Genomic DNA, 24,832 nt, shown 5'->3' with positions numbered 1-24,832 from the left:
GCCATAGTTGTACTCCTTTTCGTATTTGGATTATACCAAACTATAACAAGGTGTTACAACTTTAGTTTATCAGGACATAATTGTTCTTTCAATTTATAAGTTATACCAAAGAAAGTAGTTGAATTTTCAATATATTTTTATTATAATAAAAATAGATTTAGCTTATGTATTAATTTAAATCTACTTATATTTTTTTATAGTTTTTGAGATCTGGCAAAAGATTATAGCTGTACCCCACTCTCTTATATGGAGTGGGGTGCTTTTTTTTGATTGATCAGGAGGTAATCATGAAAGTAATTATTATTTCAAATGAACCAATATTAGTTGCATATGTAAGTAAGAAAATTAAAAGAGTAACAAGTAATTTTATGGAAATCATAACAATTAATCATGAAGTAGGACATGATGAGTCTTTTTTTGAGAACTCAGTTGTCGTATTTATCTTGAATAGAATAAGTTATTTGGAAAAAATGCCTTATTATTATGAGGTTTTTTCGCCTGTAGTACTTAGTAATTTGCAAGTTTTTGTTTTGCACAGTGAAGGTATTCGAAATATGACTTATGACATTTATCCACTAAATGAAGCTAAACTCTATGAACTTACATTAGAATATAATTTATTTATTCAAGAAATTGGCTCCAAAATTTTAAAACTCACGAGTTCAAATAAAAAAAAAAGGAATTTAAGATTTGAGTTAATAAATTTTGAGGATTTAGTCTATAGAGAAATGGCCTTGTCAAAACGACTTGGATTAAACTTTTCGATTAGCTATATGAAACCAAAATGGAATAGAAGTATAGATTTGAGTAAGCTCGAAAATAACAATGAGTTCATAAATTTAAATATGAGAGAAATTGATTCGATTTTTATTACAGCTCAACACGAGATTATTTTATTACTTCCAGCAACAAACTATGAAGGCGCATTAGTTGCATCTCAAAAAATTTCCAAAGAAATATTGATGCAAATAAGAGCTTATGAATCAAATTGTTCGGACAATTTTAGTATAGAAATAATTAGTTATCCGAAAGATGTCGTGAGCTATGAACATATGTTAAGTGAACTCAGGGAAATCATTAGCTCGTGTACAGCCTCAACGAATATTAAGAGTCATCATGAATTATCTCAAAACCGATACCAATTCAACAATACAGAAAAACATATTGATAAGTACATCTAAATATTACGGAGTAAGGTGAAAATATGAATCTTGAAAATATATTAAAGCATAAAAGTAAGTCTGAAGTGTGGAATGAATACTGTTGGTTTCTTAATATTGGAATTGAGGAATTTATGGATATTCAATTTAGACTAATGGAAGAGCAAATGAATATATGGCTAAAAAGTGGAATAGGTAAGATATTTCTGAATGATAAGCAATTTGTATCAGTAAACGAATTTCGAGAAAAAATGCCTTTAACACGATATGACGATTATGCAACTTTACTAGAATCTAAAGATCCTAGGCTATTGCCAAGTGAACCTATTTTGTGGATACAAACTACAAGAGATGGAGCAAGAGGTACAAATAAATATGCGCCATATTCAAAAGGTATGCTTGAGACATTTCAGAAGAATGCAATTGCTTGTCTACTTATTTCTACAAGCAATGATAAAAATTCATTTGACGTTAAGGCAGGAGATAAAGTTCTCTATGCGCTAGCACCGCTTCCGTATGCAACCGGATTGATGCCAGTGCTTTTCGGAAATGAGATTCATCTAGAATATTTACCGGATGTTAAAACAGCACAGAGTATGGGGTTTAGAGAAAGAAATAAAGAAGGATTTAAGCTTGCACTTAAGAGCAATGTGGATTTTTTGTTTGGCCTGGGTAGTGTCGTTTATTCAATTAGCCAAGATTTTACAAGTTATTTGATGAATTCTTCAAGTAAGAATAGTAGTGTTTTTTCCTTTAAACCCAGTATGTTGTATAAGATGCTAAATGCCAAAAGAAAAAACAAGAAAAATGGAACGCAAATATATCCAAAGGATATTTTTGATCTTAAAGGATTTATGATTGCAGGTACAGATAACAAATATTACAAGGATGAACTAGAAAAGATGTGGGGCATACGTCCACTGGAATTGTTCGCAGGCACTGAGCCAACTTTAATTGGCACAGAAACAAACAGTCGCAATGGCTTGGTTTTTTTCCCTGATGCATGTTTTTATGAGTTTATAAGTATAGATGAACGAGAAAAGGAAAGTAATACTTATGGTTATTCTCCAAAAACGGTTCTATTTAATGAACTAACTGAAGGTGAAATATACGAAATTGTTATTTCTGTTTTTAAAGGTGGTGCTTTTGTTAGATACAGAGTAGGGGATTTATATAAGTGCTTATCAAACCCTATAGGCAAACAAACATTACCTAAAATGGAGTATATTGATAGAGTCACAGATGTTATTGATATCGGAGGTTTTACGCGTATAACCTGTGAAGGTGTTGAAGAAATATTAACGCTTTCAGGTATTCGATATGAAGGTTGGATCATATCGAAAGAGTTATCTGAAAGTGGTAAACCATTCCTTCATTTATATCTTGAGTTGAAAAAAGACTATTCTACGTCTAGAATTGTCAATCGAGAAATATTAAAGACGATTGTGTCTGTTTTTTTAAAATTCATTGATCAAGATTATGATAACTTGAAGAAAATCACAGGAGTTGATCCTTTACATGTTTCAATTTTGCAAATCGGTTCATTTGACGCTTATAGTAGTAAATTCAAAAGGAATCTCCGAAAAATTAACCCAGCAAGAATGGATATTGAGAACTTACTGAATATATTAAAAGATAGGAGATGAGAAGCAATTGAGTATTCAAGAATATATTTCAAGCTTTGCAATGTTATTTTATCTTTTTATCTTATTACTATATGTGAAATCTGAAAAGAATCAACTCCTGAATTCTTTTTTTTTAATGATTGGCTCTCTTTTTGTATGGACAAGCGGTTCATTCTTAATGAGGGGCTTAGCTAATCCTGGATATATTTTCTGGTTTCACATATCTTTATTGGGTTTGTTTTTATCTATTATTAGCATTTATAATTTTTTAATGGATTATGTTGGAATAAAAAAGACAATCTTCGAAATGATTCTTATGGGGATTTTGATATTATTGCCTCTCGTTAATATTGAAGATGGCTGGTTTATCAAATCGCCAGTTATGGTTAATGATCATGGAAATATCATAATGATATATGAAGATATATCTGAACTGATTTTGATTCCAATTTGTTTGGGACTATTGCTCGCTTTAAGTGGTATGATTAGAATTGGTAAGAAGTATAAGGAAGACAAGAAATTTATTTCACAATCGAAACCTATTTTTTTAGGAATCGCTTTTTTCGTTTTGGGCAACTTATTAGTTGTATTACCAATTTTCAAGAGTTTTCCTATTGACATACTATTTGGATTAGTCAATGCCATCATATTAATATATGCTCTGATAAGAAAAGATGTTCTTAATTTCACTTTTATTGCATCCGATGCAAATGGATATTTTGTAAGTGTTTTATTGTCAATTATAATCGCAAATAGATATATTGGAAGACATATTATCGAAACCATAAACACAGAGAATTTGCAAAGTCAACTGACGATGCTGTTAGTAATTTTTCTCTCGTCTCTAATTTTCATTCAATTGATTTGGAAAAAAATAGTTATCCCGGTGGTAAAACATGAAGCTATTTATTTTAATGAATGTTTAAATGAATTTTCAGCAAAAGTAGCTTATAATTTGAATACAAATTCGATTATACATGAAGTAATAGAGGTTTTTTCACAACTAGAGTTCATTGAATTGGTTTCATTTGGTAAAAGGGTTACATCTACTAATTATTATGAAATTATTGAGAGTAGTAAATTTACACTTAATAATAAAACGATTATGATCAATAATGGAACGCAAGAATTTCTAGGAGCAAATCATGGCTTAGTGGGCATTCATGAATTAATGAACTTAATTTTATACAAATCGGCTTGGGAAGAAGAGAAGCTGCAATTAAGAACATTGCAAATGGACTACATAGCAGGGATAAACTATACGCAATTTCTTTTATTTATTAAGGTTATACAAGGTAAAAAGTTTAAAATAAGAGATCTTGAATTTCTAAATTCAATTTTATCTATAGCAGATGTATCCTTAAGAAATGCAGTGATGTATGAAAAAGTATATCTCGAATCAAGAATAGATGAACTCACAGGCATTTATAATAGAAAAATGTTTTATGAAAAATATGACGAAGCATTCATTTCCCAGGAAATTAGTACAACTGGTTTAGTTCTGATAAATATTGATGATTTCAAGCTTTTCAATCAACTATACGGTGTTCAAAACGGAGACTCCATATTGAAAGAAATTGCTGAAATCATCAGAATTGAAACAGAAAATAAAGGAATGGTATTTCGATATTCAGGAAAAGAATTTATTATCTTATTGCCATCATTAGATGTCTATTCATCAAAACAAATCGTAGAACAAATAAAAAGTAAAATGAACAAACTTGGATTGTATAGTTCTGATTTTCAGCATAGAACCATAACTGCGAGTATAGGAATTTCAGTTTATCCATTGGGTGCATCTTCAAAGAACGAGTTACTTCAAAATGTAGAAATGGCTGTACATCAAGTAAAAAAGAATGGAAAAAATGGGGTAATGGTCTTTGATACTTATGAAAAAGGTATAACTGAGGATTTAGACTATAGCAAAGTATATGAAAACTATAGTGCAACAGTATGTGCTTTGACAGCTGCAATTGATGCAAAAGATCATTATACGTTCAATCATTCAAATAATGTTGCTGAATATGCTGTAAAACTTGCAAAAGAAATAAAACTTAATAATGTAGTCGTCGAGATTGTGAGACAAGCGTCACTTTTACACGATATCGGAAAAATTAGTATACCTGAGAACATATTAAATAAACCAGGAGCACTTACAGATTCTGAGTATGAGATTATGAAAAGGCATGTAGAAGCTTCAATTGAAATTATTAGGCATTTACCTGATCTGGATTATTTAATTCCAGCGGTAATTGGGCACCATGAGCGATATGATGGAAAAGGCTATCCACGGAAAATTAGTGGTGAAAATATACCATTGACTGCTAGAATTTTATGTATTTGTGATGCTTATGACGCAATGAAGTCTAAAAGGGTTTACAAAGAAGAAATAAGTAATGAAAAAATAATTAGTATTATCAAGAAAGAGTCTGGGAGGCATTTTGATCCTATTTTGGTAGAAGCTTTTATTAATGTACTCGAAACATCGGTGACTGAGTTTGATTGAGATATTTACAAATATATATGAGTATGATAGAATAAGTTTAGAAATGTACAATTGTGCATTTATTAGTATTAAAATATGAGTTGATGGAATGGTATTGTGAAGAGCAAAAGCCCCACTTAAAAGTGGGGCTTTTATTTTTTGTATGTTGTATGTGAGGGATTAGAATGGAAATCATTACAGATTATATAGTGGAATTAGATAGTTTAGAATTGAGAAATTTGGATAATATGTCTAAAGAGTGGTTATTTTTATTGCATTTGAACAATATTAGTACTTATCAAGATTTATCAATTGAATTTGGGAATTTTTTGTTAGAAAAAATGACCATCAAAGCTAAAGAACTTGATATGATAGTTAGACTACCAAATTTAGAATTGATTTACAATTGGATTTCGGAAGCATGTCATAAAAACTAATGACAATTAGACTATCTCTATGAAGTCAAGCAATTAGGACCTGAGTTTTATTTTGATTTATTTTTGAAAAGTGAACATGGCAAAATGAAGTAAGAGTACTACTTTAAAATTGAATTAGGAATCTAGCAGAAATTCAACTCTTTGGTTAATTAAGAAAAAATGACGTGCAAAAAGATTTTTGTAGTTTGTGATGAAGCAACGTTGCAGTTCACAAACTCTATACTGTGTCCCCTTGCTCGATACAAAACCTCTAAGCGCTATCTAACTCATTAATAGATATAGTATAGAGTTGCGGTTAGGGCCTTTAAGAAATAATCAAAGCTATAGGCGGAAATACTAATCCGCAACGTCTATCACTATTATAAATAAAAATAGAACACATAGCTCTACACTATGTGTTCATTGTTCAAGGAGGAATTATGAAAAAAGAAAGTAATCATTACTCACATATAAAAGCTTTGTATCTTGAAGATGATAAGCTTATCAGAACAATTGTTTGTGAACATCTCGAGGGGAATTTAAGTGAGTTACTTATTGCTGAAAATGGCAATGAAGGATTATCCCTATTTAAGTCTCATAATCCAAATTTAATTATAACAGATTTAAATATGCCTGTGATGAGTGGTATAGAGTTTATCAAAAAAATACGTTTGTTGGATCAAACAATACCAATTATCGTTACATCGGCATTGACAGATGTGGACTCATTTATAAAAAGTATTGAGTTAAAGGTTGATAAGTACATACTTAAACCATTTTCACCGGACGAAATATTAGGAGCTATTGATGTCTTAAGTCGTCAAGTCATTCTATCTCAGTTAAATGCCACATCTTTCCACTTAGAGGATATTAGCGAAGAACAATTGACTACACTTCAAGTGGTTCTTAGAAATAGTTTTTCTGCAATCGTAAAAGAAATAATTGGAAAAGGTGCACCACGTATTAACATAAAGATCAAAAATAATTTTCTTGAACTTTATTTATATGAGAATTTCTTACCCTACGAATACTCATTGTCAACCACAGTTTATGATGTTTCATTCATTAACTCTTTGAGAAAATCTGTGTATGAAAATTTCAAACAAAAAATTGAGAGAAAATTATCATATTCAACGGGATTAAATATTAATTTAGAAGATATACAAGTAAGTATGAATAACTCAGTTGAGAAATTTATTTTTTCTATAAAAAATAGTGAAAAATAATGTATTTATAGATTGCATTGTTATAAGAAGTTGTCGATTTATATTTAACATTTATTGATTTTACTTATTTTATGGAGTGCTTTACTGGATCAAAATTGGGTATCTAGTTATAATCAATCTAACAAAAAAGGGGGAAGGTTATGACGGGTATTGGGACCTTAATTAAAGCAATTAGAGTTGAAAAGAAATTAACTGTTTCAGAAGCTTGTGAAAGTATCTGTTCCGAACGATTTATGTACATGATAGAAAATAACAATAGGATACCATCTGCTGAAATTATCAAAAAATTAGGTGAGCGTTTTGAATTAAATATATACGATTATTTAGATTTGATCGGTTTTAAATGCCCAGTTAACTCTAAAAATTTAATTGATCATTCTAGAAATGTGAAATTAACTAGAAATTATAGAGCTTTAGAAAACTTAACAGATCAAATGGAAAAACTTGATGATAGATTTAAGGAACCATTGTGTTATGAATTAGTGGGTAATCACGTCTTTTTGGAACTCTTTTTCAAAAAAAAACCACAGTTAGCATATAAAAAAATAGAAGAATCCCTTTTAAGAATTGTCAATGTAAATATTGATTGGATTGTCAATAATAATCATTTTGTGAATGATTATTATTACATGATGTTTATGAACTATATGTTTATCTATTACAGAACAACTGGTCATGACCAAAAGGCTCGTGATATCCTTAATTATTTATGGAGAGTGTTGCACAAATCAAAGCATGATAAAAAATTCGAGATGCTCTACGTATCAATTGTCATTAATTATCTATATGATCACATTTTCATATATAAAAGTATAAATCACGAAAGTGAACTTGATTCCTTACTGGAGTTTCAGATGAAGACAAATCAGCTAAATCGGGTTTTTTTCACGTATTTTTTATTATCAGGTCATTATTATAATGAAAATAAAATAGAGAAGGCAAAAGAATACTTTAAACTTATGATTGCTGCTGGGATGAGTGTAAGTGATCAAATGCAATTTCAGGATTTAATTGATGGTCTTGATCCGTCATTTGTAAATGATATATATCCTAATAGAACTTTTGATATTTTATTTTAGTACGTGTATGGCCTATTGGTATTTGTAAAAAACAGCGTAAGCGAGGAAATCAATTTGTTTCATTTCAGAAAATATGATTATAGTTATCGTTAGTTTTTCTTTATCTAATCAGCGTGAGCACCAGTAGCCAAATTCTAACCTGTAAACCATATTTTTTTGAGTGTGGTTTTTGTTTTTTGAAGAACATTTAAGGGGGTAAAGGTGGAGTTTTTGTACATGACTATCCATTTCAAGTTGAGTGACAAAATTTAGTTTAATATAGCAAAATGTACCATTTGAGAATGCACTGAAGTCAACGATTTCAGTGTACCCTTAAAAAGGTAACAATTGTTCCGGTTCGAGTGCTTTAAAAGAGAGAATTATAAGAATATACTTTAAGTAAAGTATTAAATATTATTGCGAATGACTTGTTTGTAAATGCAGTTATTTAGGGGTTGTATCGGATTTTATTTGTGTTTTGAGAATTAGTTCGCCACTAAACAACATGGGAAAAGCACTGATTCCAGATGTGCTTTGTATAAGCAAAAGAAGTATGTTTAATAGCAGCAGTATTTTGTAACTATTTAATTTGAACATCAGAAAGGAGAGTATACTAAGAGAATTTTAGTATGCAAGGATTATATGAAAGCTTTACATGTGTATACGAAATCATCTCTAAAAGAAGTACTAACAAACAGTATCGAACTTAAAAAAGGGACATATGTTTCTATTCATAAAGATGAAATTAAAGATTTTCATATCTTAGAAGTAGAGTATAATCTGATAATTTTAGAGAATGATGGTATTACACCAGATTGCGAGGATTTTTTATTAAACATTATAAAGCAATCAAAAGTACAAGTTTCTGTAATTGTTATTACGGACATTTGTGATTTTAATCAAAAATCTCGTTTGTATGATATGGGTGTAATGGCTATAATGAACCATAATAATTTTGAAATAAATCGTTTTAACTTATATCTGGATACTGTTCTTAAAATTGAAGAAACAGTTAGTGAGTTGAAAAATATAAAAATTGCAGTCGTTGATGATAGTCGATTTTCTTTGGAAATTATTCGGGGTTTTTTTAAACGCATTCAAAGTAATCAAGTTGACTATTTTCAAAGTGCAGATGAACTTGTAACACATACAAAAGGGTATGACCTATTTATAGTTGATCTTGTAATGCCTGACATTAATGGTGAGGAAATAATTTATCGTGTTAAACAAAGCAACCCAGATGCAATTATCATTTTAATTACTTCATACAGTGAAGGAAGAGCAATACAGCATTGTTTAAGTATAGGGGCCAATGATTTTATATTAAAGCCCCTTGATTTTAAAATGTTTATTTTAAGGATTTACGTGAGCATTAGCAATTATAGATTACACAAAGAGAACGCAAAAAATTCAGAGTTACTTTATGAACTTGCGACTAAAGATTCTTTGACAAAAGTTTATAACCGCAACTACTTCATTGAATCACTTAGGACAAAAGCAATAGAAGCCCAAAGAACGAGTTTGCCATTTTCTTTGATCCTTTTAGATCTAGATAATTTTAAGCAAATAAATGATGAATATGGGCATTTAAAGGGTGATGTTGTATTAATTCAGACAAGTAAAGTTCTAACTTATAAACTTAGAGAATCGGATATCATCTGCCGCTGGGGAGGTGAAGAGTTTTGTATGCTCCTTCCGAACACTACCAGAGAAGATGCAATAAAAGTAGCTGAAAAAATAAGAGCTGCTATAGAAGAAATGCATATCGAGGGTGTGAGGCCAATAACAGTAAGCTTAGGTGTCACTATTTGGCAACCAGATGACAACGATGCAAGTGTTTTTAAGCGCTTAGATAATTCCTTGTACCTCGCAAAACTGACTGGAAAAAACAAGGTTGTAAGTAATGAAGAATTGATAATTACAAACAATAATAAACCAGTTGCAGTTGAATGGGGACCATTTTTCAGAAGTGGAAATGCACAAATTGACACTGAACATCAAAAACTAATTCAATTATCTAACGATATTATATCTAAATGCTTTGATGATGACAATTACGAGATAACTCTTGCCTTGTTCGAAGAACTTATTGATGATACTGTTGAACATTTTAGAAATGAAGAAAAAACGCTTGAACAAGTCGGGTATGCAAATTTGCAAGAGCATAAGGATATTCATAAAAACCTCATTGAACGCACATTATTCATGCAAAAGGGCTTATTATCTAAGAAGCTTACACCTATCCAAGTTGCTAAATATGTTATACAAGACGTAGTTATTGGCCACATAATTAAGAGCGATTTTGATTATTATGATTGCTTCAGATAATTTATCTTCGGTCCATGCGATGACCAAAAGCTTCACTTTTATTAAGTGGAGTTTTTTTACGCTCAGCAAGGGTCTGGTCATAACCTTCAGCAACTGCAAGACTATGCAATCTAGGTAGCGTTAGTGAACCGCCGAATACCGGTCGGCACGTACGGTGAACGAGAGGACACTGAATATAATAATTATTCAGTCCCTACTCGATTCGCCAAGGAAGGAGAAGAGATGCAACATAAGAGAATCAAACAAATGATGTCAGTCGTATTAGCCATACTGATAAGTACAGGCAATACCGCTGGCTATGCAGCCATCACAACCAGTGTAAGGGAACCAGCCTCATCAAGCGATGTATTGAAGTTTATCAGCCTTTACACAACAAACGTCAATCAGCCATTGACACAAGCCGACCATGAAGGGAACACGTATCAGTCAGTTCCATATGTACCAAATGAAGAAGGCGCAAACATCGAATTATGACACAAGAAATCGAATTATAAGTTCAAAACGATTTAGGAGAGCGGAGTGGCTATATCGTAAAATCTATTTATTACGGTCAAATTGGAGAACTACATAACGGTTATTATGATTCGTGATATTTATTATCAAATCAGATTCACTGGGATGGCATCTATTTAGATGAAACAAAGGGTGTATGGTAGTATTTGGGAGAATATGATGCAACAAGTACATTATTTCTCGAAGAAAGTCACTTTAAAATCGTGTTTAGGCTCACTGATCCTTCGACACAGTTTTATAGCATTTCAATGGACGTAATTATCGATTATTCAAACGAAGCCATTTTAAACAAGCTGTAATTTACTGACAACAATATGAGGTTCATAAACCCGAAATTTATCAATGGTGACCCAGTCAACATGATCAGTGGCAATTTTTCTATTTTCGAACACAGACATGAGGACTTTAGGAGAAATACCGCTTATCTTTGAAAGAAAGTATAATGCGATAGACTAAGGAACCAGCGTTCTAGGAATAGGGTAGCGACATAACTATATGGAACCTTCAAATCGCCATCAAATGCGGATGTGACACTCTCTTCATCAGCTCATAATGATATCCAATGAAGTCAGTTCATTCGAGCTATTATATGATATGGCTGGAAAACTCATCGAAGTCGAAGACGAAACGAGAAGAAGTGTACACTTTACTTACTCTGGACAGAATCAGGTAGGATACACAAATGCAGACTGGATCGAGATGACGTATAGCTATAATACACAAAGTCAAATCGTACAAATAACGGATTATAATGGTTTGGACTATTTGACAAATGAATATGACGCGCTGAGAAGAGTTATTAGCCAAACGCTACTAGGCGAAGGAACAAGCACCTATGCCTATGATTTTGAAGGTCCAAACACAATTTATACAGATGGGATGGGAAATCAAAAGACCTACTATTATGATGTGAGTCAAATATCACAAAGGTGATAGATCCTTCAGGAACAATACAGTATATTTATGAAAATGGAAGAGTGTCTGAAATCATCAATCGATTGGATCGAAGCACACAATATGATTATAACGAAGCAGGAAATCCCGCGAAAACAACATTTGGGGATGGAACCTATGAGACGTAACTGTATGATGAACATGAAAATCTGATGATGAAGACCAATCGTGACGGCGGTGTTCTTCATTACAACTACGATGAGAAGAATAACCTTATGCAGTTTACTGACGAAATAGGGAATCAGACAGCGAAGGTGGTCACGTCACATTCACCTACGATTCCCGAGGCAATCTAGTTGGCGAGACCGATGCTTTAGGAAATCAAACACTTTGTGAAGTAGATTCAGTGGGTCAAGTGACGATACGCGTTTATAATCCAAAAGGAAGATGGACCTTTTACTTTTAAAAAAACTGCTAACATATTATAAAGATGAATATCCAGAAATACAAAGTATATATTTTCTGATCAAATGGGTAATACTTTCTTTATACCCATAAATGTCTATAGTACAGATTATGACGCAAGAAATGATCTGTGTATATTAATGCGTTAAAATCAATTATAATAAATAATTATCGTTATGAGGATCAACAAACTGGTTTTTGTAGTAAAGCACTTACGCAAATGATCTATGTTAATAATGAGATTCAATGTATTTGGGTGTAGAATTTTTTATAAACAAAAATTATGAGTACAAAGTGACCCTTTAAAAAGATACGTGTAGCAAGTAGAGGAAAATGGATATGCATTTTGAGGGGGTGCTCTTGATGACATATCCATTTTCTTATTAGGATGAGGTTACAAAAAAATAAAAGTGATCTCGTATTTATTCTCCAAATGGAATCTCGTAATCGATACAATTGTTACTGAACTGTTTATTATTTATATTATCTAGATTTTTTTACGGTTTTTAGACTCAAAATATTTACAGGATTGAGATTATATGATAACCTACTTAATAGTAATGTGCTCTTGGGACATTTTTTATAATTTCATATTTTTTGATGGTAACAGTTTATGCGAAGAGCTAAAGCTTCACTTTTATAAGTGGAGTTTTTTTGTTTTTGTGGAGAATGAACATTACTCGGTACAGATTAGTGGGTTAAAAATGAATCTAGAAGTTTCAACATCTTCAAGTAATTATGAAAAATATTTTGCGAACCCATTAACGATAAAAAAAGTAGGTGAGACATTTAAAGTTGTGGCGAAAGCCACAGAACTAATAAGTTCAAAAACAGAGAATCATTTAAGACTATATGTGCCTGAGTACTATGATAAGAGCGTTGTATAAGTAGTTTCTTTTATGAGTGAAACAGCGGATGAACAACCTGCATTTGAAATTAAAGCGTCAACCAGTGTAAGAGGAAATGGATATATATATATTCAGATTAACGCGACTTCAGAGCAGATAATAGCACTCAATCCTTCTTTTGAAATCATATTTTCTTTTCCTGAAGTATTGAGCGATGCAAGTAGCAGTTTAACCCATTCACTTACGGTGATACACTTAGAACCAGTTGGGGACTCGAATTTGATGGAATAAAATACACACAAAATTTCCATCTGTTGAGCATGATAACAAGTGAAAAAGCAATTAGGAATGCCCAATTACCATTTAAAACCGTCATGCCTGAAGCTTCTGGAAGCTGGGGCGAACGAGATTTTGATTTGTTGGTAGAGAGATACGATGAGTCTACAAATATGTGGTTGAAATACACCATTCTTAATTTTAACCCAGAAGATACTTTCAAAGGGGGTATGATGCCAAACGATTTGTCTAAAGTGATTGATTATTTAAGTTGGAATGGCAAAGCTATGAAACTTACGCAATTTGATCCAGATTATCTATATCAAATAAAGTCATTATATCCAGATTATCCAGGTTACAGTGATGATACCATTTACTATAAGTTTTATTTAAATGAAAATGGAAACATCATGCCACTATCAGTAAGCCATATTGGTAACTATGGAAGTTATATTAACGCAAAAATTGTTCCAGGTTATGCCATATTAATCAAGAAAGTTGATCCAGACGATGTTCCTTTAAAAGGCGTTACGTTTAATTTGTACGCAAATAGGGTGAAGGATAATGCTAAGCAATTGCTAGGCAAATTTGTTACAGATGACGTTGGCAATTTAGTGAATACAACGTCGAAAAAAGCAGGTGCCTTTGGTTTCCCGGCGTTAATATTTCCTCTTAGTCCAGAAAATCACGAAAATTATGTTGAATTATCTGTAATAAAAGCAGTTAACAACATCGTAAAAGAGGATGTTGAGGGTACAACTGAGGATGCCACAGAGGGCACAACAGAGGGTACCACAGAGGGTACCACAGAGAGCATAACAGAGGTAACTACAGAAATTACTACTTTAGAAGTTGCACCAACTGAATCGAATGGTACAAATCAAGAGGTTGTAACTGACCCTGAACCAACAACATCATCAATAACTGATGAAGAAACAGATATAAAAACAGATGAAAATATTCCATTAGGGCCTGCTATTCCAGAGGATACTATAGAGGAATCAACAGATGATATAGACTTAAATGAGGGCGTCCCCTTAACACCTTCTTTACCAAGGACAGGTCAAGTAAATTCAGATGTATTCTTAATTATAGGAAGTCTGATAGTTGCATTGGGGGTAATCATTCAAAAAATAGGTACTAGTTCTAATCACGAAAGTTGAAATCAGTAACTAAAAAGCTTTATTTTGATAAAATTGAAACTATTTCAATCAAGTATACGTCTAACATAAGACAGAAGTCAAAATTAGGAAATCCAGAGGGAATTATGAAGAAAATCATATCAATTATTTTAGTATTGGCACTCGTTATAATAATGACAGTTTCGTTTGCAGATGTGGAGAATTCTTTAACAGCGAAGCCACTTGATCAACAAGTTTCGATTCAAAATCAAGCGATAGGTGTCATTTTTAATGAATTGCCTATTGCTTTTGATATCAAACCGCAAGTGATTGATGGCAAATTAATGGTACCGTTAAAAGCAACCGCTGAAAAATTAGGTTATTCAATATCTTGGAATGCGTCTTCTAGGTCAATTGAACTAATCAAAGGGGCACAATTTACGACACTCACAATCGATAAAAACAGCTATATAAAAAACAAAATTGCGCCTTTTGAACTCAGTACATCTCCAGTTATCATCAATGGTAGAACACTGATTCCGGCAGAATTTTTTAATGAAGTTTTAGGTTTGGTATTTCACTTTGAAAATAACAACCTTATCTTTGACAAAATAGAATCTGTAAATGTTGAGGAAATGCTAATCACACATTATGGTTATGTAAAATCTATCGAATATACAGAAACTGGAGTAAGATATAGTCTTTCTAATTCTAAGGATGAGGAAGTCCAACTCGTAATCAGTACCAGTTCAAATTTTACAATTTTTCAAAGAGAAGTGGCAGAAGGCGATATGATACATGTAGTGAGTTACCCTATTATGCTACTTTCATATCCAGGTCAAACAAGTGGTAGCATTGTTTGGTAAGTGCTTATTTCATTAAGGCTGACAATTTTGTCAGCTTTTTTTGATTTATGCCAGCTTTATGAAATCGACTTCTCAAAAATGAACTATGTTTCAGTATTTTGCAATTAACTTAGTTGTTATAATAGTACATATTAAGTCGGATAGTTGGAGGTGATTGTTATCATGGAAGAACGATTTGTTGTCTTTGGAATCAATGATTTAAAGTATGCAATATCAATTAATTTAGTTAATGAAATAACAAATGCATGTAAAATTAGTCCTATTCCAAATAACTCTCAGATTATTGAAGGCGTTGTTAATTTACGAGGAGACGTAATACCAGTCATAAATTTAAGAAAATCACTTAACATTCATCAAACTTTTCCACAAGATCATCAAATAATAATCGTCAATTCCGAATACGGCAACTATGGGCTTATCATCGATGTAGCTCATGATGTCAAAACGTTTCAGAAAGATCAAATTTCACCTATTTCAGAAGTTGGTTTAATCAATACTGAGCTTATATCAGCAATTATCAATGCAAATGGAGATATTATACAATTGATTTCCATCGATCAATTGTTGAATCGAAATGAAGACATAAAATCTGAAAAACGGGAGATGATATTATGTTAAAAAACATTAGTGTTAGAGTGAAACTCATTGCTTTTGCTTTAATTATGATTATAGCGGGCGCTGGTATAGGGGGCATAGGGTATTATTATTTAAACAAAGGGAATGAAGATATGACGTCCATGTATTATGACCGTCTAATTCCTATAAAACAGCTTAATAACATTAGAGTTCATATTAGGGCCATCGAAAGCAATACAATTTATATGGTTTTAACAGCCGCTGAGGATGAAGATCAGCAAATTTATATTGCAGATAATAACCAAAAATCAGAAGAAATTAAAACATTATGGTCTGCTTACAAATCTACCAAATTACTTCCTTATGAGGAGGAACGAATTTCATTATTCGAACAAAGATTAGGTGAAGCGGCAGATATTAGAGAAAAACTGTATAAGGAAATCCAAAATGGTGATTTAAGAAATGCAAAAAATACATTGATTACTTATCGTGAAAAAACGTTAGAAGTAAATACCGTCATGAAGGAACTTGCTGAGTTCAATGAAAGTACTGCCGATGCCATTAATTCTCAAAATGATAAAGATTTTTCAATTGCCATAAAAGTCGTTATTCGAACCATTATATCAGCAGTAATTATCTCACTAGCTATTTCGTACTTAATCATTAAAAGCATAACAAAACCTATTGGAATATTAAAACTGGAGCTTGATAATCTCGTCGAACGTGGTGGCGATTTGACTCAAAGTATTCAAATCGATTCAAAAGATGAAATAGGTTCATTGGCAAAAAGTGTGAATCAGTTTTTAAGTAATTTGCGAGTAATAATATCAGGGATTATCATGGAGTCCGGTTCGGCTGAAGATTCTGTTAATAAATTAAATAATAGAATCTCAAATTTAAACGGTGGCGTCGAAGAAGTATCTGCGACAACGGAAGAATTATCTGCAGCCATGGAAGAAACAGCTGCTTCTACAGAAGAAATGAATGCCACTGCACTTGAAATTGAACGTGCCACACAATCAGTTGCTGAAAAAGCTGAGGACGGTGCAAAAGCTTCTCAAGAAATTCACCGTAAAGCTAGTAAATTGACGGAAACTTTTAAAAAATCTATCGAAGAAGCAAACGATATTTTTAATAATGTAAGAGGCAATTTAGAGAATGCATTGGTTAAAGCGCAAGCAGTCAATGAAATTAATGTCCTATCAGACTCAGTACTTCAAATAACGGCACAAACAAATTTGCTTTCATTAAATGCTGCCATAGAAGCGGCTAGAGCGGGAGAAGCGGGCAAAGGATTTGCTGTTGTTGCAGATGAAATCAGAAAACTTGCTGAAGAATCTAAAAGTACAGTTACTAAAATTCAAAACGTTACATCAATTGTCACTGAATCAGTGGGTAATTTGTCATCCAATGCATCTGAACTCTTGAACTTCGTAAGCACTAAAGTAATGAATGACTACCAAGCGATGTTAATGGGTGCCAATGATTATCAAAATGATGCTATCTACCTGGATGGACTTGTTGGTGATTTTAGTGCAACCTCTGAAGAACTTTTATCTGCGATAATAAGTGTTATAAAAGTTATTGAGGAAATAACCAGTGCGACAAATGAAGGGGCAAACGGTACGACCAATATCGCGGTTAAAACAAGTGAAATCGTACTTGATTCGAACGCGGTCCTAAAAGAAGCTGAAAACGTGAAGCAAAACTTAGATAATGTCGTAGAAAGCGTCTCAAAATTTAAAGTTTAGTCATTAAATTACTATTTATACTTGTTTTGCTAAAAATGAGAAATACAATGATTTACAAATATTATATAGTATGGTATTTTATAAGTAGAGAAAATTTACATGAATTTTCTTTTCCGACTACAAATATTATTATATGTGACTAGGTATATTGCGAATTAAAGTGATAAACCCCACATTCCTTAAAGGAGTGTGGGGTTTTTATTGTTGTAATAATGGATAACGGTTATGGAATGCTAATGAATGTCTAATTACAAAAAAGGAGGAAAAATGAAAAATCAAAGAATTTTAGCACTCGTATTATTAATCTGTTTAGGTATCATGAGCTTTAATCCGATTATCACTATTGCGGATGAGATAATTCCAAGTCTAAATAGTGACAATATTTCACTTAGCTTAGAGCCTGTGGGGAGTGATGCAGTCTTTTCGGGTCAAGTCATGCGTTTAAAATTAAATATCAGCCTTTCTCAAGGGGCGGAACCTTATGAAAATATCGTCATAAGAGTGAAAGTGCCTAATACATTTTTTAATCGTTTTAATTCAGGAAGTTTTCAGTCCGCAACTATGTATTATACAGAAGACGTAACTAATAAATATCTTAATTATGGATTTGAGTCTTTAAGTGGCGGGTTTATAGGCACTATTGAATTTGATGCTTATGCTCAAACACTTTATACACCGGATAATTATTCCATGAATTTTGAAGCGGAGATTATCGATCAAAGCGGAAATTTGATTAAAAATTCAAATGTTGTCACGATTAAACAAGATGTGGTATCACCTAGACTTGTGAAAACAGTAGCAAACGATGCATATACAAAAAATACAGTATATACTGGACCTGGTGCAACACAAAATCCGAATCCATTAACATATATTGTTGGAAAGCCTAATCCTTCAGACGCCTCGCTTATTTCAGATACAGATTATAAGCCACTTGAGTTTTATTTTTCATACTCAAATACGAGCAGTGGCAGAGTAGGTGTTAGATCTGTAAAACAAGTCAAAATAGTGGATCAGTTACCTGAAGGTGCTGTTTTCATTGCTGAAGAAAACCCTGGATGGACAATTAACCCAAATGATTCGAGGCAATTGATGTTTGAGTATAATGCTAAGTGGAACGACTATAACAGTACAGGATTAAAGCTTGCAAGTCTAAAACTAAATTTCCCGAATGCAGATATTTTGCCCCTCTATACAAATAGTGCTACTGCAGAGTTTTTACCACCTGAAACTTATGACTATGAAGACAAAATGATTAGTAGTGCAACCACAAACTTTTATATAACAAACAAGCAAAATCCCATTATTGAAGAAAATTTCATTTCAAAATATGCATTATTAGAATCAGGAACTTGGTCGATCATTGGTAAAAAAAGTGCACTAAGTGAACCTATTACTTGGCAACTAAGTTACAAAAATTCTTCATCAACAGGAAATAAAATGTCAGACATCTCCATAATAGACCAAGATCTTGATGAACGACTTTCCTATCAATCTATCAAATTGATGCCAGGGTCATCTTCGCCTAATGTATTAATTGATGTGTTTTATTTCGACTCAAATAATGAAGAGCATTTAATCGCTTCTAGTGTTCCGTATATGAATGGTGGTGCGTTTGACGTGCCAGAAGACGCAAAAAAAGTTGGTATACGAACGATGCCAGGTGAATTTGTTGAATCCTCAAAATGGATTACCTTTAATGTGGTAACAAAGGTGAAAAAACCAGAAGAAGTCGAAGCGCCAACTAAGTTTGTGAATTCGATTCGATGTTTATCTAAGTCAAGTGGAACAGACAAATTACTTGATGATACAATGATCTCAAGTGTAGATGTTACCGTGTATGATCCCTCAATTGTTTTATATAAGTATTTTGAAGACCAATCCATCAACCCTAATCTTAGTAGTAATGAGACTAGAACGGTTCGAATTTCATTGCAGGAAATGGATAGAAGTTGGGGAAGCATGTACATGATCGATAAGGGAGACATTGTAAAGAATGTTAAAATAATAGACTTATTGCCAGTTGGTGGTGAATATGTGGAAAGTTCGTCTATTGCGCCAACAGAAATCATTGAAAATTATAAAAATACCGGAAGAACAGCGTTAGTATGGGCGTTAGGTGATCTTGTAAAAACAAATGAAGCAAATTTTGTTCAGACTTTTGCTTCTTTAGGATATACCATGAAATGTGAGCCAATAACACCAACTGGAAGCTTTGTAAATGAAGTTTTCGCTGTGTGGGACAATGATGATATACGGGCTATGAACGGTCAGGTTTGGGATTGGATAAACGGTCTAAGAAATTCAACACCGACACCAGATAACTATGATTTAGATGAAGATGGGGACAAGGAAGAGACAATTTTACAATCAACGGCTTCTTTGAACTTTGTGCCTACTTTGGAACTGATAAATTTGAAAAAAGTTAAGGGTTCAGAATATACGGCATATGGCTATCAAAGCATTATTAAAAAAGAGGATATGGATGTTACATATCAGTTAATCGTAATGAATCGCACATTAACTGATATTGAACGATATGAATTGATTGACATTATTCCTTTTGTTGGTGATGATCAAATCGAAAATTCAAATGGTGTCACAATGGTTAGAAATTCGGAATTTGATATGAATCTAATGGGGCCGGTGAGAGTGGATGATGATAGATTTGAAGTGCTATACAGCAATGACCAATTAATGCGTATTTCTGATTACCAAAATAATTCTGTTTGGCTTGATGAAGCACAAATAATAGATTTTAAAAAAGTAAAAGCGATAAAATTTAAACTTAAAGAAGGCGAAAAAATATTGGCGTCTGAGCGTATCAATTTTGAACTTGATGGGAATGTAACGCTATCATCAACATTGAAAGACGGCATGGTATCACATAATTCGACTTTTGCTTCTTATGATGGTGTGAATTTTGTTGAAGGTAATATAGCAAAAGTTATTTATAGCGGTAAAGATATAGAGATCCCAGAACCAACAGAACCAACAGAACCAACAGAACCAACAGAACCAACAGAACCAACAGAACCAACAGAACTAACAGAACCAACAGAACCAACAGAACCAACAGAACCAACAGAACTAACAGAACCAACAGAAACTGTTAATGTGACAACAGTGTCATCAAGTGAGGAGCCTACAGCACTTGAAACTACAGAAGAAGTTGTGATAGGTGAAGGTGGTATCCCTTTTGGTGAAGCAAAACCAAGTGAAGAATCAAGTTTTCAAGATGCTCTACCTAAGACGGGACAAGTTTCGCTAAAGTGGATGAGTATTTTAGGTGTAATTTTTATAGGTCTTGGGATTGTTGTAAGATATAATAAGTAAATATTTTTTCTGTTTTAATGAATTCGAGATTTATTTTTTCTAGAAAAATAGTTGTAATAAAAAAGAAAATCCTTCTAGCGATGTTGAAGTGACATTTTAGAAGGATTTTTATTATGTGTCAATAAAGAGTGAAAGCTAGGTGGTGCAAGTTCGATACGTGGGCTAGTTTTGTAGACCGATAATTAAGTGAATGGGTTTGGTCTTAACTTCTGTTTACTGCTCGACTAAGCAAACTAGATATCAGGGGTTCAGAGAAATAATAGCTTGTGATCTTCTGAACAAATATTTGATTATATGAGGTAGTATTCTATGCGTCATTATAGAATACTGTAGCAAATACATGCTGAAAAAGTATTACTAACTATGCTTATCTTATTTTGAAATTGTTATAGGTCTTCATATCTAATATACGGATAAATACATGTTAATGTATGAGTTATTGAACTATATTTCAGTGTTTTGCCAACTGTATAATTGTTATAATAGTACATATAAATCATATTGCTTGCGAGATTTGACATCGAAAACCTATATTTGTCGAATATTCAATCGAATTGTGTTGCATCAGATTACATCGTATCATTGATCTTTAAAAGTAGATTGTTAATGTGGTAAGTCGTGAATATAAAAATGAAATTAGGGAGCACTTATGATAGGAGATATAATAAAGTATTTCAGAGAAGAAAAGCACATGCTTAAAAGTGTGCTTGCAAAAGGTATATGTTCAGAAAAATACATTTATCTAATTGAAAAAGGTGAACGTAATCCCTCAGCAGAGATATTAGGGCTATTAAGTAATCGTCTTGGAATTGACTTATTAGGTTATTATCCGTATCTCAATTGTAAAGATCCAATTAAAGTAAGATCTACTCATGAGATTTTTGAGAGGTTGAGAAGACAATCAAAATTTATTGATCTAGCGGTTGTAACAAATAAAGCCTTGAATTTAGATGATTTCAAGAAGAAACCATGGGTTTATGAAATTATTATTAATCAACTTGCTGAACTGAATTTTATCAGATGTAAATTTGATGTAGTTGTTTATAAAACTAATTTGATTATTCGAAACGAAAAAGTTCATTTAACTGTGCTACAGTATATAAATTTTCTGTTATTGCGTTCAGTTGCTTATCAAATGCTTAACAAAATCGTTATGTCTGAAAAGGATGTAAATACCTTAAAATCAATAATTGAGTTGCACATTACTAATTCTTATTTTTTTGAACATATTATAGCGATAAGAATTAATGAAATGGCTTTATTAAACATAAAGAAAGTATATGATCAGTTATCAGAATTAGCTGAGGAAACCATAAAGTTTCAAGAGCAATATGGAAGAATCGAAAGAATACACTACTCTTTTGCATTTCTTGCTATAGCACAATTTGAATTGAAATTATTTGACCAAGCTTTAAGTGCCTTAAAATGTTGTATTAATCATCTGATCACTTACGACAAACCAATAGATGTTTCTCTACTGTTTGCTGTTGAGGAATTTAGAAAGACTTATAGTGCGCTTTCCTTGCCTTCATTTATTGTAATAGATTTTGAGAAAAAGTATTTTCATCATCAGCAGTAACAATTGTTCCGTTTTAATAAGGTCGATTAGGTTAAATATGAATTAATTATATTGATGAAGTCATAAATAACTTTAAAGGAGAAATATTATGGGAGATCAAAAAAATATATTTAAGTCGCGTTTGAAGTACAGAGTTATTTTGATGATTTTATTGCCAGTTGCAATTGTTTTCGCATTGGTTTCTTATGTAATTTTAAGTCAAGTTAAAGAAGATGGGCGAATGAATGCAGAGCAATACTCTATATCGTTATCATCTGAATATGCAGGGAATATAAAAAATCAATTGGATTTAGCCATGGGAAATGCTAAAAGCATAGCCGAGTCTCTTTCTGCGATGATAATATCAGGCAATGCCGATCGAGATTTAGGCAATGAGTTAATAAAAGAAATATTTAGCAGCAATGAGAACTTAATTGGTGGATGGGTCGCGTTTGAAGAAAATGGATTTGATGGGAATGACAGGACGTATATTAATCGAGAAGGGCATGACGAAACTGGGCGCTTTATTCCATATTGGTATAGGGATGGTGCTAAGTTAGAAGTAGAACCCTTGATAGGATATGATACACCAGGAGATGGCGATTATTATTTAGTTTCAAAAGAATCAGGGAAACCCAATATATTAGAGCCTTATGTGTATACTGTTGGAGGAAAAGAGATTTTAATTACTTCATTAAGTGCACCTGTTATCGTAAACGGGCGGACAGTGGGTGTTGCAGGTGTAGACATTTCTTTAGAAACGATGGTAGCGATAACAAATGAAATGCAGATCTATAAAACTGGGTTTGGCCGACTTTTATCTAATAAAGGGACATTATTGGCACATAAGGATCTAACTTTGATCGGTACAAAGGGACGAGATTTAGAGGGCGAAAGAGAAATACGTATTATGGGCAGAATTGCTAAGGGGGAAAAATTTTTCGAACCTTATTTCTCAAAACAATTAAATGCCGAAACTTATAATACGTTTGTACCTATAGAAATAAAAGACACGGATATAAAGTGGATTTTTAGCGCAGTAGTGCCTACCGCTGAAATTTATATGTCTGTAAACAAGCTTGTATTTATAACATTAATTGCTTTTCTAGGCTCTATTTTAGTGATAGGAATAATCGTATATTTAATATCATCAGCAATCTCAAATCCTATAACGGCAATCACCAAATTGTTATCTTTGCAATCACAACTTGATTTTACAGAGAACAAGGATGCTGTCATTACTAAATATTCAGGTAGAGCAGATGAAATCGGACAAATGATTCGTGCATCTGATGAAATGCAAAAAAATGTACGGGAATTTGTAATAAATACTTCTAGTGCTGCAGAGAATATAGCAGCTTCATCACAAGAGCTTTCTAGTTCGGTGATTCAATCGGTATCAACGGCGGAAGAAGTTTCTAAAACGATTGAAGAGATTGCAAATGGCGCAACAGATCAAGCAAAAGAGACCATGGATGGCTCTGTGAGTATTAACTGGCTGGGTCAAATGGTTGAATCAACGATTCATTTGGTTGAACAAATAACACTTGCAACACAAAATGTTGAACAATTAAAAAATGAAGGTTTTGTCGTACTAAGGGATTTAGAAGCTAAAACCGAAGATAATGAAAAAGCATCTCTAGAAGTAATGGAAATCGTAAATGCTACAGATGCTAGTACACATAAAATTGAAGCAGCAAGCGATATGATAAAATCCATCGCTGACCAAACAAATTTACTCGCGCTTAATGCTGCTATAGAGGCTGCAAGAGCAGGTGAAGCAGGGAAAGGATTTGCTGTAGTAGCAGATGAAATTAGAAAACTCGCGGAGCAATCCAATCGATTTGCAAATGAAATATTTGAAATTATAAAAGAACTCTCTTTTAAAACAAAAAGTGCTGTTGAAACGATGGACTATTCAATGAAAATAAATCAATCTCAAGTTTTAAGTTTAAATAATACCAGAGATAAATTTAATGGCATTTCTTTTTCGATTGAAGAAGTCGCGCGTATCATCTTGTCTTTAAATCAAGCTAGTCAAACCATGAACAATAAAAAAAATGAAATTATACAAGTGATTGAAAATCTATCAGCAATCTCAGAAGAAAATGCAGCTGGCACTGAAGAAGCTTCTGCATCAATAGAAGAGCAAAATGCAACTATGCATCAAATAGCAGGCGCAAGCGAGAATTTAGCTGGGATCGCCGAGGCATTACAACAATTCATTAGCAAATTTAAGGTTTAAATTATAAAATCAAACTATAAAAACAAACTATAAATCACCTTTTTGAAGGTGATTTATAGTTTGTGCTATATGCATAGAAAAGAGG

20 protein-coding genes are annotated in these 24,832 nt (G+C 32.5%); all 20 read left to right on the top strand.

Annotated features, from left to right (window positions below; all coding sequences use genetic code 11):
• Window positions 1-287: 287 nt before the first annotated feature.
• The 20 genes from QE109_RS12720 to QE109_RS12625 all read left to right on the top strand — a co-directional run bounded on the left by QE109_RS12720 (window position 288) and on the right by QE109_RS12625 (window position 24,747).
• Window positions 288-1,181 carry a hypothetical protein gene (locus tag QE109_RS12720; RefSeq protein WP_281094912.1) on the top strand — a complete coding sequence of 298 codons (894 nt, stop codon included), beginning with the start codon at window positions 288-290 and terminating at the stop codon, window positions 1,179-1,181.
• A 23-nt stretch (window positions 1,182-1,204) separates the two neighbouring features.
• Window positions 1,205-2,806 (top strand): GH3 domain-containing protein, encoded by a 1,602-nt coding sequence (locus QE109_RS12715; protein ID WP_281094911.1) that lies wholly within the window; start codon window positions 1,205-1,207, stop codon window positions 2,804-2,806.
• Window positions 2,807-2,846: 40 nt separating this feature from the next.
• On the top strand, window positions 2,847-5,291 hold the full coding sequence (locus QE109_RS12710; protein ID WP_281094913.1) for an HD domain-containing phosphohydrolase: 2,445 nt from the start codon (window positions 2,847-2,849) through the stop codon (window positions 5,289-5,291).
• 164 nt (window positions 5,292-5,455) lie between these two features.
• Window positions 5,456-5,707: a hypothetical protein gene (locus QE109_RS12705; RefSeq protein WP_281094910.1), complete on the top strand. Its 252-nt coding sequence runs from the start codon at window positions 5,456-5,458 to the stop codon at window positions 5,705-5,707.
• Between the two features lie 419 nt (window positions 5,708-6,126).
• On the top strand, window positions 6,127-6,912 hold the full coding sequence (locus QE109_RS12700) for a response regulator (RefSeq protein ID WP_281094909.1): 786 nt from the start codon (window positions 6,127-6,129) through the stop codon (window positions 6,910-6,912).
• A 140-nt stretch (window positions 6,913-7,052) separates the two neighbouring features.
• Window positions 7,053-7,991 (top strand): helix-turn-helix domain-containing protein, encoded by a 939-nt coding sequence (locus QE109_RS12695; RefSeq protein ID WP_281094908.1) that lies wholly within the window; start codon window positions 7,053-7,055, stop codon window positions 7,989-7,991.
• Between the two features lie 621 nt (window positions 7,992-8,612).
• On the top strand, window positions 8,613-10,298 hold the full coding sequence (locus tag QE109_RS12690) for a diguanylate cyclase (RefSeq protein ID WP_281094907.1): 1,686 nt from the start codon (window positions 8,613-8,615) through the stop codon (window positions 10,296-10,298).
• A 222-nt stretch (window positions 10,299-10,520) separates the two neighbouring features.
• Entirely contained in the window at window positions 10,521-10,772 is a 252-nt protein-coding gene (locus QE109_RS12685; protein ID WP_281094906.1) for a hypothetical protein, read from the top strand.
• 185 nt (window positions 10,773-10,957) lie between these two features.
• Window positions 10,958-11,110, top strand: coding sequence for a hypothetical protein (locus tag QE109_RS12680; protein ID WP_281094905.1), 153 nt, complete (start codon window positions 10,958-10,960; stop codon window positions 11,108-11,110).
• Between the two features lie 253 nt (window positions 11,111-11,363).
• Complete coding sequence (locus QE109_RS12675; protein WP_281094904.1) at window positions 11,364-11,744, top strand: hypothetical protein; 381 nt, start codon at window positions 11,364-11,366, stop codon at window positions 11,742-11,744.
• Complete coding sequence (locus tag QE109_RS12670) at window positions 11,741-11,893, top strand: RHS repeat domain-containing protein (protein ID WP_281094903.1); 153 nt, start codon at window positions 11,741-11,743, stop codon at window positions 11,891-11,893. The genes QE109_RS12675 and QE109_RS12670 overlap by 4 nt, the downstream gene beginning before the upstream one ends.
• A gap of 981 nt (window positions 11,894-12,874) precedes the next feature.
• Window positions 12,875-13,057, top strand: coding sequence for a hypothetical protein (locus tag QE109_RS12665; protein ID WP_281094902.1), 183 nt, complete (start codon window positions 12,875-12,877; stop codon window positions 13,055-13,057).
• 12 nt (window positions 13,058-13,069) lie between these two features.
• Window positions 13,070-13,309 carry a hypothetical protein gene (locus QE109_RS12660; RefSeq protein WP_281094901.1) on the top strand — a complete coding sequence of 80 codons (240 nt, stop codon included), beginning with the start codon at window positions 13,070-13,072 and terminating at the stop codon, window positions 13,307-13,309.
• 29 nt (window positions 13,310-13,338) lie between these two features.
• A complete protein-coding gene (locus QE109_RS12655) occupies window positions 13,339-14,457 on the top strand; it encodes a hypothetical protein (protein ID WP_281094900.1) in 1,119 nt (372 codons plus the stop codon).
• 104 nt (window positions 14,458-14,561) lie between these two features.
• Window positions 14,562-15,281, top strand: coding sequence for a stalk domain-containing protein (locus QE109_RS12650; protein WP_281094899.1), 720 nt, complete (start codon window positions 14,562-14,564; stop codon window positions 15,279-15,281).
• A 162-nt stretch (window positions 15,282-15,443) separates the two neighbouring features.
• A complete protein-coding gene (locus tag QE109_RS12645; protein ID WP_281094898.1) occupies window positions 15,444-15,899 on the top strand; it encodes a chemotaxis protein CheW in 456 nt (151 codons plus the stop codon).
• Entirely contained in the window at window positions 15,893-17,608 is a 1,716-nt protein-coding gene (locus QE109_RS12640; RefSeq protein WP_281094897.1) for a HAMP domain-containing methyl-accepting chemotaxis protein, read from the top strand. The genes QE109_RS12645 and QE109_RS12640 overlap by 7 nt, the downstream gene beginning before the upstream one ends.
• A 267-nt stretch (window positions 17,609-17,875) precedes the next feature.
• Window positions 17,876-20,944 carry an LPXTG cell wall anchor domain-containing protein gene (locus tag QE109_RS12635; RefSeq protein ID WP_281094896.1) on the top strand — a complete coding sequence of 1,023 codons (3,069 nt, stop codon included), beginning with the start codon at window positions 17,876-17,878 and terminating at the stop codon, window positions 20,942-20,944.
• Between the two features lie 649 nt (window positions 20,945-21,593).
• Window positions 21,594-22,523: a helix-turn-helix domain-containing protein gene (locus QE109_RS12630; protein ID WP_281094895.1), complete on the top strand. Its 930-nt coding sequence runs from the start codon at window positions 21,594-21,596 to the stop codon at window positions 22,521-22,523.
• An 88-nt stretch (window positions 22,524-22,611) separates the two neighbouring features.
• Window positions 22,612-24,747, top strand: coding sequence for a methyl-accepting chemotaxis protein (locus QE109_RS12625; RefSeq protein WP_281094894.1), 2,136 nt, complete (start codon window positions 22,612-22,614; stop codon window positions 24,745-24,747).
• The last annotated feature ends 85 nt before the right edge of the window (window positions 24,748-24,832 follow it).

It is taken from the genome of Fusibacter bizertensis, from assembly GCF_029914245.1.
GTDB classification, from domain to species: domain Bacteria; phylum Bacillota; class Clostridia; order Peptostreptococcales; family Acidaminobacteraceae; genus Fusibacter_C; species Fusibacter_C bizertensis.
The sequence above is the reverse complement of the archived record's forward strand: the minus strand, read 5'-3'. Positions and strand labels throughout refer to the sequence as shown.

What these genes read in the sequence shown, in the direction of transcription:
- QE109_RS12720 (WP_281094912.1), top strand. Translation starts at nt 288, where the DNA reads ATGAAAGTAATTATTATTTCAAATGAACCAATATTAGTTGCATATGTA.
- QE109_RS12715 (WP_281094911.1), top strand. Translation starts at nt 1,205, where the DNA reads ATGAATCTTGAAAATATATTAAAGCATAAAAGTAAGTCTGAAGTGTGG.
- QE109_RS12710 (WP_281094913.1), top strand. Translation starts at nt 2,847, where the DNA reads ATGTTATTTTATCTTTTTATCTTATTACTATATGTGAAATCTGAAAAG.
- QE109_RS12705 (WP_281094910.1), top strand. Translation starts at nt 5,456, where the DNA reads ATGGAAATCATTACAGATTATATAGTGGAATTAGATAGTTTAGAATTG.
- QE109_RS12700 (WP_281094909.1), top strand. Translation starts at nt 6,127, where the DNA reads ATGAAAAAAGAAAGTAATCATTACTCACATATAAAAGCTTTGTATCTT.
- QE109_RS12695 (WP_281094908.1), top strand. Translation starts at nt 7,053, where the DNA reads ATGACGGGTATTGGGACCTTAATTAAAGCAATTAGAGTTGAAAAGAAA.
- QE109_RS12690 (WP_281094907.1), top strand. Translation starts at nt 8,613, where the DNA reads ATGAAAGCTTTACATGTGTATACGAAATCATCTCTAAAAGAAGTACTA.
- QE109_RS12685 (WP_281094906.1), top strand. Translation starts at nt 10,521, where the DNA reads ATGCAACATAAGAGAATCAAACAAATGATGTCAGTCGTATTAGCCATA.
- QE109_RS12675 (WP_281094904.1), top strand. Translation starts at nt 11,364, where the DNA reads ATGATATCCAATGAAGTCAGTTCATTCGAGCTATTATATGATATGGCT.
- QE109_RS12665 (WP_281094902.1), top strand. Translation starts at nt 12,875, where the DNA reads ATGAATCTAGAAGTTTCAACATCTTCAAGTAATTATGAAAAATATTTT.
- QE109_RS12660 (WP_281094901.1), top strand. Translation starts at nt 13,070, where the DNA reads ATGAGTGAAACAGCGGATGAACAACCTGCATTTGAAATTAAAGCGTCA.
- QE109_RS12655 (WP_281094900.1), top strand. Translation starts at nt 13,339, where the DNA reads ATGATAACAAGTGAAAAAGCAATTAGGAATGCCCAATTACCATTTAAA.
- QE109_RS12650 (WP_281094899.1), top strand. Translation starts at nt 14,562, where the DNA reads ATGAAGAAAATCATATCAATTATTTTAGTATTGGCACTCGTTATAATA.
- QE109_RS12645 (WP_281094898.1), top strand. Translation starts at nt 15,444, where the DNA reads ATGGAAGAACGATTTGTTGTCTTTGGAATCAATGATTTAAAGTATGCA.
- QE109_RS12640 (WP_281094897.1), top strand. Translation starts at nt 15,893, where the DNA reads ATGTTAAAAAACATTAGTGTTAGAGTGAAACTCATTGCTTTTGCTTTA.
- QE109_RS12635 (WP_281094896.1), top strand. Translation starts at nt 17,876, where the DNA reads ATGAAAAATCAAAGAATTTTAGCACTCGTATTATTAATCTGTTTAGGT.
- QE109_RS12630 (WP_281094895.1), top strand. Translation starts at nt 21,594, where the DNA reads ATGATAGGAGATATAATAAAGTATTTCAGAGAAGAAAAGCACATGCTT.
- QE109_RS12625 (WP_281094894.1), top strand. Translation starts at nt 22,612, where the DNA reads ATGGGAGATCAAAAAAATATATTTAAGTCGCGTTTGAAGTACAGAGTT.